The 13,312-nt window shown below is 57.0% G+C and carries 9 protein-coding genes; 6 read left to right on the top strand and 3 right to left on the bottom strand.

Going from position 1 to position 13,312, the window contains the following annotated elements; genetic code table 11:
* Window positions 1-13 precede the first annotated feature (13 nt).
* The 4 genes from VH413_20750 to VH413_20765 all read left to right on the top strand — a co-directional run bounded on the left by VH413_20750 (window position 14) and on the right by VH413_20765 (window position 5,829).
* Complete coding sequence (locus VH413_20750; GenBank protein ID HEX3801133.1) at window positions 14-3,325, top strand: UTP--glucose-1-phosphate uridylyltransferase; 3,312 nt, start codon at window positions 14-16, stop codon at window positions 3,323-3,325.
* 142 nt (window positions 3,326-3,467) lie between these two features.
* Window positions 3,468-3,719, top strand: a complete 252-nt coding sequence (locus VH413_20755) for a type II toxin-antitoxin system prevent-host-death family antitoxin (GenBank protein HEX3801134.1) — start codon at window positions 3,468-3,470, stop codon at window positions 3,717-3,719.
* Window positions 3,720-3,739: 20 nt separating this feature from the next.
* Complete coding sequence (locus VH413_20760; protein ID HEX3801135.1) at window positions 3,740-4,144, top strand: hypothetical protein; 405 nt, start codon at window positions 3,740-3,742, stop codon at window positions 4,142-4,144.
* Between the two features lie 143 nt (window positions 4,145-4,287).
* Entirely contained in the window at window positions 4,288-5,829 is a 1,542-nt protein-coding gene (locus VH413_20765) for a hypothetical protein (GenBank protein ID HEX3801136.1), read from the top strand.
* 2 nt (window positions 5,830-5,831) lie between these two features.
* Here VH413_20765 and VH413_20770 read toward each other — a convergent pair whose 3' ends face one another.
* From VH413_20770 to VH413_20780, 3 genes are all read right to left on the bottom strand, one after another.
* Complete coding sequence (locus VH413_20770; GenBank protein ID HEX3801137.1) at window positions 5,832-6,608, bottom strand: hypothetical protein; 777 nt, start codon at window positions 6,606-6,608, stop codon at window positions 5,832-5,834.
* 196 nt (window positions 6,609-6,804) lie between these two features.
* Complete coding sequence (locus tag VH413_20775) at window positions 6,805-9,390, bottom strand: FtsX-like permease family protein (protein HEX3801138.1); 2,586 nt, start codon at window positions 9,388-9,390, stop codon at window positions 6,805-6,807.
* A 9-nt stretch (window positions 9,391-9,399) separates the two neighbouring features.
* The gene (locus VH413_20780) at window positions 9,400-10,077 is read right to left on the bottom strand and encodes an ABC transporter ATP-binding protein (GenBank protein HEX3801139.1); all 678 of its coding nucleotides are present in this window, start codon (window positions 10,075-10,077) and stop codon (window positions 9,400-9,402) included.
* 195 nt (window positions 10,078-10,272) lie between these two features.
* Here VH413_20780 and VH413_20785 point away from each other — a divergent pair, with 195 nt between their 5' ends.
* Both VH413_20785 and VH413_20790 read left to right on the top strand, forming a co-directional pair.
* The gene (locus tag VH413_20785; protein HEX3801140.1) at window positions 10,273-10,938 is read left to right on the top strand and encodes an arylesterase; all 666 of its coding nucleotides are present in this window, start codon (window positions 10,273-10,275) and stop codon (window positions 10,936-10,938) included.
* 61 nt (window positions 10,939-10,999) lie between these two features.
* Window positions 11,000-13,312: a glycoside hydrolase family 95 protein gene (locus tag VH413_20790; protein ID HEX3801141.1), complete on the top strand. Its 2,313-nt coding sequence runs from the start codon at window positions 11,000-11,002 to the stop codon at window positions 13,310-13,312.

The raw sequence follows: 13,312 nt of genomic DNA on the forward strand, positions 1-13,312 counted from the left end.
ACTCCCGCGAAGCATGACCGGCAGATTGCGTCACATCATCACGGCGTCCGACTCTGCGGCGCGCAATCAATCGCTCGACGCGTTCGCGCGGGCCGCGTCGCTGGCCGAATTACTCGCCGAATGCGACGACCTCGAAAACTTCCGCCAGCACAGCGAAAATCTTTACGAGCGCGTGCGCGCGCTTTTTTTTCTTTACGCAATCCACCGGTTTCATTTGCCATCGAAGGCCGGGATGAAGCAGCGCGGTCACGTGCCGTTCAAAGGCTACGGACATTTATTGCAGCGAAGATTCGAGGAAGCGCTGGAAGTTTTTTTAGCGGCGCAGGTATCGGACGGGCCGAGCGATGGAATTTCGAGCGCGCTGGCGGGAGCCTATTACCGATTGGGAATTCAAACGCTTGCCGACCAGGTGCGGCGAAGTGTGCGCTCCGTCCGCGGCAACCAATGGATGTTCCGCATGGGACATCCCGCAGACCAGCCGCTGCGCATCCGCGCCGAGTTGACGCAAAAAGGAAGCGATGGCAGTTATCCCATTTTGCGCGAGCGCACGCCGGTGCGGATGGACCTCACCCACAGCGCGTGGAGCGATATTTTTTTTCTGGGAATGGATTTTCCAGAAGGCGCGCAAGTGCTGAATGTTTCCGTGGATTTGGGTGTGAAGGGGCGTCACGCAAAACCCGAACCGCCCATCGAAGTTTACTTGCGCGTGATTGACGAACCGGTGCTGCGGCTCACGAGCGTGGACCTGGACGCGACCGCGGACATCACGACACTGAGCGATGTTTTCGATTTCGCGAAAGATTATTTGGGCTTGCTGAAAGCAGCGGTGGTCGCGGCGGGAATTGTGCCGCCGGGCATCGAAGGCTCGGGACAAAATCTGGAGGACTTGCTGGCACGACTGGCCGGACCGGGACGCGGCTTGGAACTCGTGAGCAACGTCAACGCCATTCCCAAAGGTTCGCGTCTCGCCGTCTCGACCAATTTATTGGCCGCGCTGATTTCGGTGTGCATGCGCGCGACCGGCCAGGCGAAATCATTGGCGGGTTCGTTGCAGGAAACGGAACGGCGGCTGGTTTTGGCTCGCGCAATTCTCGGCGAATGGCTGGGCGGCTCCGGCGGTGGTTGGCAGGACTCGGGCGGCGTGTGGCCGGGAATGAAATTGATCCAGGGCGCATTCGCGGGCGAAGGCGATCCCGAATTCGGTTTGAGCCGCGGGCGGCTGATGCCAACCCATCGCGTCATCGGCACGGAGGAAATTTCGGCGGAGACGCGTCAGAAATTACAGGACAGCCTGGTGCTGGTGCATGGCGGCATGGCGCAAAACGTCGGGCCCATTTTGGAAATGGTGACGGAAAAATATTTGCTGCGCTCGGAAGCCGAATGGAAAGCGCGGCGGGAAGCCTTGGGAATTTTGGAGGAAATGCTGGCGGCGCTGCGCGAAGGCGATGTCCGGCGCGTGGGCGCGGTCACGTCGCGAAATTTCGCGGGCCCGATCCAAACGATCATTCCGTGGGCAAGCACCTATTACACGGAAACATTGATTGCGCGCGCGAAGGAATCGTTCGGCAAAGATTTTTGGGGCTTCTGGATGCTCGGCGGAATGTCCGGCGGCGGCATGGGCTTCATCGTGTCGCCTGAAAAAAAGCAGGCGGCGCAAACGGGCTTGCAGGAGATCATGAGCCGGACCAAACGCGAACTGCAAGGCGCGCTGCCATTCGCGATGGAGCCGGTCGTCTATGATTTTGCCATCAACGAACGCGGCACCTGGGCGGACTTGCTGGCCGGCGATGAAGCCTTGCTGCCGCAAAGTTATTATGCGCTGATCGTGCCGCAATTATTACGGATGGACTTAAGAAAGCTGCCGCCTTTGCGCCGTGCGGAACTGGATAAATTCACCCAGGCGAGCCGGAAAAATCCCGCCCTCAGCGGCGTCGCGCAAAATATTTTCGACCGGCTGTTGCCGCGCACACGGCAGGAATCGGCCGGAGAAAACCTCGCGGAATTACTCGAACAAAATGCCTTTGACCGGGCGCAACACGAGCAGATTCGCGCCGACTTGAAAGACGGAAGAATCGGCCTCGCGCAAAATCGTTTGCCCGCCAGTACGAAGATCGAAGACGTGTTGCCCGAGGACGTGACCGATGCATCCGCCGGATTGCCGTTCGAATATTCTGAAATCGGACGCGCGGCATTGAAGCGCGGAGAAGTTGCCGTGGTATCGCTCGCGGGCGGCGTCGGCAGCCGGTGGACACAAGGCGCGGGCGTAGTGAAGGCGCTGCATCCGTTCGCAAAATTGGGCGGAAAACACCGCACATTCCTCGAAGTGCATCTGGCCAAGAGCCGCCGCGTAAATCGCGACCTGGCCGTGGCGTTGCCGCACGTGGTCACGACCAGTTATTTGACCCACGGAGTCATCGAATCGTTTTTGGCGCGGCAGGAAAATTATCATTACGACGGCCCGCTGCTGCTCTCGCAAGGAAAAGCGATCGGTTTGCGCATGGTTCCGATGGTGCGCGATTTGAGATTTTTGTGGGAAGAGATGCCGCATCAATTACTCGACGAACAGGCACAAAAAATGCGCGAGAGCGGTCACGCGGCGCTGATCAACTGGGCTCAGGCGGCGGAGGGAAGCGATTACACCGACAACGTGGCATCCCAATGCCTGCATCCGGTGGGACATTGGTATGAGATTTCAAACCTGTTGCGGAACGGAACCTTGTCGCGATTGCTGCGCGAACGTCTAAACCTGAAATATTTGTTGCTGCATAATATTGATACCCTCGGCGTGGACGTGGACGCAGCATTGCTGGGCTTGCACATCAAACAAGATGCGGGACTTTCGTTTGAGGTCATCACGCGGCGGATTGAAGATCGCGGCGGCGGACTCGCGCGCGTGAATGGCAAGGTGCGCATTCTCGAAGGTCTCGCGATGCCCCGCGAAGAGGACGAATTTTTTCTGTCGTATTACAATACGCTGACGACGTGGATCAGTGTGGAAAAATTACTGGCCGTATTCGACCTGACCATAGGCGACCTGGAAAATGCCGAACGCGTGTCCGCCGCCATCCGCCAACTGGCCGCGCGCATGCCCACTTATATCACGCTCAAAGACGTCAAAAAACGCTGGGGTCAGGGACAAGAGGATATTTTCCCGGTGGCGCAATTCGAAAAATTGTGGGGCGACATGAGCGCGCTGCCCGAGTTGGAATGCAAATATGTGGTCGTCTCCCGCGCGCGCGGCCAGCAACTCAAGGAACAGGCGCAGTTGGACGGGTGGCTCCGCGATGGCTCGGCGAAAGCCGTTGAAGCAGGAGCCCTGTTTTAGCTGCGTGTGAGTTCACCACATTTCAAAATTCGTGTTCTATCTGTGAATAAACTTCGCCACGATGCGGGTTGCGATGTTTGCCCCTAACAGATTGGCATCTCATCCAAAATAAGGATTCTCGACTATCCCGCCAAAACCATGTATGGTGCAAGGTATGACAGTCACAATGGAAGTTGGAACCGGGCAACTAGCCGACCTGATAAAGCAGGTTCAGGCGGGTGATGAAGTTTTGCTGACGCAGAACGCCAAGCCGGTGGCCAAACTAGTGGCCGCACATGAAAAACCCGCCGCGTCCCGTAAGGCGGTTCCCATCCGCTCAATTTCCGGTCATCGGGTATTGATTCCCAATGTTTCACAAGAAGAACTGGCTGAAGAAATGTTCAACCGGCCATGATTGGTTTGGACTGCAATATTTTGGTCCAACTTGCTTTCGCCGAACATCCGGCCAATACGAAATCTCAGGCGATGGTGAAAGCAGAAATCGAGAGCGGCGCAGACTTGGTTTTCCCATCGCTCGTCATCACTGAATTCCTTCATATTGCGACGGACGGACGCAGGTTTTCACCTCCGTTCAGCATGACCGAAGCCGTGGCGTGGATTCAGGAATTTATGACCAATCCGGCTGTCCGTTTGCTTGAGCCAACACAAGCAAGTCTGAATCAAACGCTGCAATGGATTAAACAATTCAATTTAGGCCGCAAACGCGTCCTTGATACACATCTTGCCGCCATTCTGCACACGCACGGTGTTCGCCGTTTGTTGACTTCCAATCCTTCCGACTTCACCGTGTTTGGCGTTTTGGAAACCGTCACGCCTTAGTTTAAATCAATGGCGAATTAGTCTTGCTCTGAATCGAGTTTATAGACTCTGTTCCGTATGTGGCTGACTCACTCCCTTCTTTCCGTAAAAATCCTCGTTCCTCCACAGTGACATTCCCTCAACTCTCCATTATATTTCCGTCCATGACCCGGCCGCGCCACAAAGCCATCTTAATTTTTTTTATCGCCATCTGCGCGGTCTTCTCCGCGTCCGCCGATGACGACACCGATGCCCTTACTCACCAGCATTGGTACGAAGCCCGTACCCAGCATTTCAATCTCTACAGTTGCGGCCCCACCCAGGAAGTTTACAAAGCCATTGCCCGCCTCGAACAATTCCGCGACGCCTACGGCCTCCTCGCCGGCGCGCAAGTCCTCACCTCGCCGCCCATCACCGTCATCGCTTTTCCCGATCACGCGTCCATGCGCCCGTTCCTGCCGCAATACCAGGGCCAGGCCGAAAGTCTCTCCGGGTTTTTCAAGCGCAGCAGCGATGAAAATCTCATCGTCCTCGAACTCGCCGGCACCAATTCCGAATCGCTTGACACTGTCTATCACGAATTCACGCATCTGCTCCTTCGCCGCAATGACGACATCTGGCCCGTCTGGCTCGAGGAAGGCATGGCCGAAATTTATTCGACCTTCGAAGCCGCCGGACGCACGGTTCGTTTCGGCAAGCCCATCGAACATCATCTTTGGATTCTGCATCACGAGCCACTCATGCCTTTGAAAGACTTGCTCGCCGTCACGCACACCTCGCCCCAATACAATGAGCAAAGTTATCAAGGCATGTTCTACGCCGAATCCTGGCTGCTCACGCATTATTTGATGAATGGCGATAATCCTATTATCAAAGCGCGATTTCGCGATTACACTCCCCTGCTTCGCCGCGGCCAATCCACCATCGAGGCTTTTACCAACGCCCTCCGCTTGCCGTTGCCCGCCATCGAGGCCGATTTCCATCGCTACCTTGAGCGTGGCCGATTCGATCCTGTGATCGCACCCGTGTCCATGGATTTGTCCGCGCCCCGGCAAGTCGCCACCCGCCCCATTGGCCGCGTAGAAACCTGTTTTCGTCTCGGCGATGAATTACTGCGCATCAATCGCGCCGACGCCGCCGAACCGTTTTTTGCCGAAGCCGAAAAAATCGCGCCCAACAGTCCCCTGCCCTACGAAGGCCTCGGCATGCTCGCCTTGCAACGCGAACATTCCGACGAGGCATTGCGCGATTTGAAAACCGCCGTTGACAAAGGTTCCACAAGTTTTCTCGCCCATTACCTTTACGCAGAAACGAAATTCCACGCGCAGGGCGATGGCCAGGGCCGCTACACCCGTCTTGATCCCACGATTGCCACCGAAATTCACAACGAATTGCAACGCTCCATCGAACTCATGCCCACCTTTGGCCCGTCGCACGAACTGATGGGATTTTTTGAATTGGTCCAGGGCGATGAGCTTGCCGATGCCCAGCAACAATTACTTCGCGCCATCCAGCTTGAGCCCGAAAATCAATGGTATCTGATCTCGCTCGCCCAGGTGCAACTCCGCAGCCGCGATCTCGATGCCGCGCGCCGCACGCTCGAACCCTTGCGGCTCGCCACCACGGAACCCAAACTCCGCGAACGCGCCGAGGAAGAAGTCACCGAGATAGACCGCTTCCAGAAGCGGCTCAACAGCGGCAGGTAATCTCAGTAACTGTAATTGTTTCCCGACTTGGGATCGATCTTTCGGTCGCTGCCCGAGGAAATTTTCGATTTCGATTTCCGCGCGAACAATTCCCCCACCATCGAATCCGCGCTCGCGTATTTGGTGAAACCTTCGGGCGGCAGGAACAGTTTCCGCTCCAAATCTTCGGAGCGCATCGCCATCAAATCCAGCGTGAACATCACCGGCGACTTCACTGTGCGGATCCGCACTGGGAACGCGTTCACATCCGACGCCTGCCACACCGCGAAAGTCGTCGTCGTTCCATCGTCGCATGTCACCGCCACTTCCACCTCGTGCCCCGGATGCCCATTCACTACCTCGCCCGGCGCGCCCGCCGTCTGCGACATCATCTGCACTCGCGTTACATGCGTCGGCGAAGCGATCGGCGCGTAACCTTGCAACGCCTCGCTCAAAACGAAACCCGTCTCCTCTTTCACGTCCCAAAGAAACGTGCTGTCGCTATTCTTCGCCGTGAACAACATATGCTGCTCCCGCACCAATAATTGACCGGTCGTCGTCACGGTGTTCGATACCCCAGGCTGCTCAATCGTCAGTCTCGCGCTGTAACCATTCGCATTCGTCAACAACGCCGCCGCCGGTCCCACCATGAACAGGGGAATTTTCGCGGCCTGCATCTCGTGATTGAATTCAAAATTTGAAACCTGATGGCGGCGGCCAAAACAACCCGCCAAAAAAATCACTCCCACAGCCAGCAGCATTGCCGCGCCAAATTTAAAATGTTCTCGATCAACTTTCATCGCCCAAAGCTACTCACCCCACAAGACACCGGTCAAGCCTGCGCAAATCCATCCGCCCGTTCTACATTCATTCCAATCAATCCGTTTTTTCGATTTTATCCTCCTCTGCGACTCCGCGTCAACTTTTCGCCCAAACCCACCGCTCTCGATTCATCATCCCCAATTCCACACTCCACACTCCGCATTCCGCACTTTCTCAGCCCCCGCGCAACACCGCCAACGGCGGCTGCTTCAACAACCCGCGGCTCATTAACAACCCTGTCACCACCGTCAATGTCGGCACGATGGCCATCGCCACCACCAGCGGCAAAATCTCCGGTACAAAATTCATCTTGAACACGAACCAGCACAACGCCCACGCCGCGCCCAGCGCCAGCACCACCCCAGTCAACGCCGCCAGTGTTCCCAAAGCCGCGTACTCGACCAATAAAATTTGCAAAATCTGTTTTCGCGATGCCCCCAGCGTCCGCAACAAAACACTCTCCTGCATACGTTGATATCGTCCCGTCAACAATGCCCCCACCAGCACCAGCAAACCCGTCGCCACCGTGAACATCGCCATGAACCGCACCGCCAAAGAAATCTTGCTCACGATGGCATCCACCGTTTTCAACACCAGCGCTAAGTCAATCGTCGAAACATTTGGATATTGCCGCACCAGCGCCCGCTGCAATTTGGCCGAATCGTCCGGCGTCGAAATATGCGTCACCAGCACATACATCGCCGGCGCCTCTTCCAATGCGCCCTGCGGAAATACCACGAAAAAATTCGGCTGCACACGGCGCCAATCTACCTCCCGCAAACTCGCCACTCGCGTCAAAATCGGTACGCCTTGAACGTCGAAAACAATTTCATCGCCCACGCCGACGTGTAATTCCTTCGCCAGATCATTCTCAACCGAAATCGGCGCTGGATTCGTCCCGCCCAATGCCTGCGGTTCCCATTTGCCCGCCGTGATTTTTTCTCCGTCGCGCAAGTGATCGCTATACGTGCTCCGATATTCATGCCGCAACGTCCAGTGCGGCACGCGATTTCCCCGGTCTCTGCGCCCGCGCCGTTCCCCCGGTTCCCCATGATCTTCCTTCTCGCTCAGCATCGCCTCGACCGACTTTCCTTTCACCGATTCCAGCCGCATCGTCACGATCGGCGCTTCATCCAAAATCGGAAAATGAAATGACTCCACGAGTTTCGCCACGCCGCCAATCTGGTCAGGCTGGATGTCGAAGAAGATCGTATTCGCCTGGTTGGTCCCGCTCGACGTCACCAGTTGCGTCAACAACGTGCGCTGCACCAAATACAAACTCACCATCAAAAAAGTTCCCACGCCCAGCGCTAATAATAACAGCAGCGTGCGATTATTTGGCCGATGCAGATTCGTCACACCCTGCCGCAACGCGAATGGCAAATTTCGCAGCGTCAATTTTCGCGTCAAAAAAATCAGCAGCGACGCTATTCCCGTCAACACCCCGAACGCCACGCCCAGGCCCGCAGGAAACCCGATTCCGATTCGCCAGTCATGGCTCTGCGCAAATGCAAATGCCGCAATTCCCAAAATCAACACCACACTCACCACCCACCGCAGCGGATCTCTCCGCGCCTTTGCCGATTCGTACGACGCCCGGATCGCCGCCAGCGGGGATACTCGCCGCACCGTCAACATCGGCAGCAACGCAAATAAAACACTGATCAAAAATCCTACCCCGACCGCTCGCGCCACCGCCCACCACGACGTATGAAATTGAAAATCAAATGGAATCAAATCCGCCAGCACGCCTGGCAGCGCAAATTGAATCACGATTCCCAACGCCGCGCCGACCAGCGCCCCGAACATCCCCAGCGCCATTCCTTGCGCGAGATAAATCGCAAATGTCTGACCCACCGAACAGCCAAGGCATCGCAACAACGCCACCGTTACGAGCTTTTCCTTCACATGCACATGAATCGCACTCGCCACGCCCACGCCGCCGAGTAACAGTGCAATAAATCCCACGAGATTCAGGAAGTGATACAGGTTCTCCATTGCCCTTCCCAAATCGCGCTTGCTGTCCGCAACGGTGTGATGGCTGATGCGCAGCTTGTCGAGTTCCGGCTTGATGCGTTCGACCAGATTCGAGACATCCGTTTCCGGCGAGAATTTAAAATAGACGTTGTAATTCACCAGGCTCCCCGGCTTCAACAAATCCGTCTTCGCCAAATCCTCCAGCGGAATATAAACTCGCGGCGCGACCGCCGAGAGCGCCACATTTTCACCCGGAACTTTTTTCAACTCACCGACAATGGGCGTCGTCAAGCCACCCAGCTTCACCTGGTCGCCGACTTTTGCGTTGAATTGCTTTAGCAATCCTTCGTCCAGCAGCGCGCCGCCATGTCGAAAAATTTCTGCTCCATTCGTCGGATCTGTCTCCAACTTCCCATAAAAAGGAAAACCTCCGCCGAGCGCGCGCAGTTGCACCAGCCGCGTACCTTCGCCGCGCGGAAAATAAATCATCGTGGAGAACATCGTCTCGCGCGACTGTTCCCCGCCTTGCGTCCGCATCAACTCCTCCGCGTCCGGTGTAAACGCCTCGCGCGAACTCAGCACCAGGTCCGCACCCACCAAACTCTTCGCCTGCTCCTCAATCGCGCGTTCCAAATTGCTTCCCAGCGACCCAATCGCCGTCAGCGCCGCGATGCCCAGTACAATCGAGCACGAAAATAACAACAGCCGCTTCCGGCTCGCACGGCTGTCCCGCCACGCCATCTGCCACGTCCACTTTGAAAAAAATGATTTCAGGATTTCCATCGCGAAATTTTACCCTTCCACGACCACGCCGCCCTTGAGCCGGATGATGCGCTGCGTCCGCTTGGCCAATTCCGTATCATGTGTCACCAAAACCAGCGTCGTGCCCAATTCCGCGTTTAACGCAAACAGTCGCTCGATGACCACGTGCCCCGTCTCTGCGTCCAGGTTTCCCGTTGGCTCATCCGCAAAAAGAATTTTTGGACGATTGATAAACGCCCGCGCCAGCGCCACGCGCTGCTGTTCACCGCCGGAAAGTTGCAGCGGATAATGCGTGAGCCGCTCGCCCAAACCCACGCGCGCCAATAATTCCACCGCCTCGCTCCGCACCTGTTTCCCGCCGCGCAATTCCACGGGAACCATCACATTCTCCACGGCGGTGAGCGTCGGAATCAGTTGAAAATTTTGAAAAACGAATCCCACACTTTCATTGCGCACGCGCGCCCGGCCGTCTTCATCCAGCGCACCCAGCGATACGCCATTAAGCAGCACTTCACCCGTCGTTGGCTGATCGAGCCCCGCGCACAAACCCAGCAGCGTGGTCTTGCCGCTGCCGGACGGCCCGAGGATCGCGCAAGTCGAACCCGCCGCGAGCGAAAAGTTGATGTCCTTGACCACCGTCAACGTCGCCGCGCCATTGGGATAGCTCTTCGACAGTTGCCGCACCTCGAGTATGGGATTGGAACTCACTGCTTTCTTATTCCACGATTGCGAAGTTCCGTCAACGCAACCCGCCTCCCAACGGGCCGCGGGTCTGCGACCCGCAGCAATAGGAATCAAGATCGCCGCTCTAGTTTTATTCAACCATTCGATAACTGCTAGCGCATCCCTTCCACCTATATTAACTTCTCTCAGCGCGATCGCTTCAAAACGATTCGCCTGCCAATGAACAACCAAAGATTTTTCGCCCTGCTCCTATTATTGATAGCAGTCATCGTGCTTCCTCAAAAAACCTTCGCCGCCGACTCGGCTCCAAAATCCATCGTTGTCCTCGGCGACAGCCTCGCCGCCGGTTACGGCCTTGACGATCCCGACGAATCTTTTCCCGCGCTGCTCCAGACGAACATCAACGCCGCCGGTTTGAATTTCACCGTCGTCAACGCCGGCGTCAGCGGCGATACCACCGCCGGCGGTCTTCGCCGAATGGATTGGCTTCTCAAGCGCAAGATGGACGTCCTCGTCCTCGAACTCGGCGGCAACGATGGCCTGCGCGGAATTCCCGTCACCGCCACGCGCACGAATCTGCAAACCATCATAGACCGCGCGCGCCAAAAAAATCCCGACGTCCAGATCATTATCGCCGGTATGCAAATGCCCCCCAGCATGGGCGAAGATTATACCCACGCCTTTCGGCAAGTCTTCCCCGACATCGCGACCGCCAACCACGCCGCGCTCATCCCCTTTTTGCTCGAAGGCGTCGGCGGCCATCCTGAACTCAACCAACCCGACCAAATCCATCCCACTGCGGAAGGCGCCCGCATCGTCGCCGCAAACGTCTGGAAAATCCTCCAACCCATCCTCGAAAAAATGAATATTCCTACTCCCAAATAACCCGCTCCACGAAATCCCTTTTGAATTGGACGCAAAAAAATTTCAGTGCTAGCGTCGTCCTATGCCTGATCTGACCCGATTTCTCCTCGCCGCCGCCTGCGCCGCCCTCAGCGCCAATGCCTCCGCCCACGATCTCGTGCTGTGGTACAATAAGCCCGCCGCGCTCACCAACTGGACGAGTGCGCTTCCCATCGGCAACGGCCGCATGGGCGCGATGATTTTCGGCGGCATCGCCCGCGAACGCATTCAACTCAACGAAGACACACTCTGGGCTGGCGGCCCGTACGATCCCAATAACACCAACTCCCTCCAATATCTCCCCGAAGCCCGCCAGCTTATTTTCGACGGGAAGTATGCCGAAGCCAGCAAATTGATCGGCAATAAAATGATGGCCACGCCCGTGCGCCAAATGCCTTACGAAACCGTAGGCGACCTGCTGCTGGATTTTCCCGGCGCCACCAACGCCACCAATTATCGTCGCGATCTGGATCTTGATACCGCCACCGCCCACGTCACTTACAGCGTCGGCGATATTAATTATTCCCGCGAAATATTTGCGAGCGCGTACGATCACGTCATCGTCATGCGCCTCTCCGCCGATCAATTCGGCCAGGTCTCATTCAACGCCACGATGCAAAGCCCGTTGAAATCCATTCTCGAAGCCGTCGCCCCTGACATGCTTATCTTGCGCGGCACGAACGGCGATTCCTCCGGCATCCACGGCGCATTGCAATTTCAGGCTCGCGTTCGCGCCATCGTTTCCGGCGGCACGGCGACGCTCAGCGCTGGCAAGCTTTCCGTTTCCCACGCCGATTCCGTCACGCTGCTCATCGCCGCCGCGACCAGTTACAAAAATTATCACGACGTCTCCGGCGATCCTGCCGCCATCACCGCCGCAGAAATCAAAGCCGCCGCCAAAAAGCCTTTTAACGATTTGCGTGGCGCACACATCGCCGACTACCAATATTTCTTTCACCGCGTCCAACTCAATCTCGGCGTCACTGACGCCGCCAAACTTCCCACGGACGAACGTATCGCCGCTTTTTCCGAAGGCCAGGACCCGCAACTCGCCGAACTTTATTTTCAATTTGGCCGCTACCTGCTCATTTCCAGTTCGCGCCCGGGAGGCCAGGCCGCGAATTTGCAAGGCTTGTGGAATGAAAGTTTGAATCCGCCCTGGGGCAGCAAATACACGATCAATATCAATACCGAAATGAATTATTGGCCCGCTGAAGTCGCCAACCTTGGCGAATGCGTCGAGCCGCTCACCGAAATGGTCATGGACCTGACGCAAACCGGCGCGCGCACTGCTCGCGTCCAATGGGGCGCTGGCGGCTGGGTCGCCCATCACAACACCGACCTTTGGCGCGCTTCTGCGCCGATTGACGGGCCTGGCTCCGGTTTTTGGCCGACTGGCGGCGCGTGGCTCTGCGGCAATCTCTGGGACCATTATGAATTCTCCGGTGACAAAAAATATCTCGCGCGCATTTATCCCGCGCTGAAAGGCTCCGCGCAATTTTTCCTCGATACTCTCGTCGAAGAGCCCACGCATAAATGGCTCGTGACCTGCCCTTCGCTCTCGCCCGAAAATAGCCATCCCGGCGGCGCGGCAATTTGCGCCGGGCCCGCGATGGACGAGGAAATTCTTCGCGACCTTTTTGCGCACACGATTCGTGCCGCGGAAATTCTCGGTGTGGACAAGGAATTTCGCGATCAGGTCGCCGCTGCTCGCGCCCGCCTCGCGCCGAACCAAATCGGCAAAGGCGGCCAGCTTCAGGAATGGCTCCAGGATTGGGACCTTGAGGCCAAGGACCAGCACCATCGCCATGTCTCGCATCTCTATGCGCTTTATCCGAGCCAGCAAATCAGTTTGCGCGAGACTCCCGACCTCGCCGCCGCTGTGCGCAAGTCCCTCGAACTGCGCGGCGATAAAGCCACTGGCTGGGCCACCGCCTGGCGTCTCAATCTTTGGGCCCGCCTGCATGACGGCGATCACGCCTACGAAATTTTCCGCTTCCTCCTCAGTCCACAGCGCACCTATCCCGACATGTTCGACGCCCATCCGCCGTTTCAAATTGACGGCAATTTCGGCGGCGCGGCGGGCATCGCCGAAATGCTTTTGCAAAGCCGCGACGGCGAAATTGAACTCCTTCCCGCGCTCCCAAAAATCTGGCCCGACGGCTGGGTAAAAGGTTTGCGCGCCCGCGGCGGTTTTCAAGTAGATGAAAAATGGGACAACGGCAAGCTCACCGGCGCCGTCCTTCGCAGCGAAACCGGCGGCTCCGCCAACCTCCGCTACGGCGACAAAGTGGTCCCGATAAAATTAAAACCCAACAAACCCGCTGTCTTCAACGGCAAGCTCGCAACCAAATAA

This window comes from Verrucomicrobiia bacterium, from assembly GCA_036268055.1.
Lineage (GTDB): Bacteria > Verrucomicrobiota > Verrucomicrobiia > Limisphaerales > Pedosphaeraceae > DATAUW01.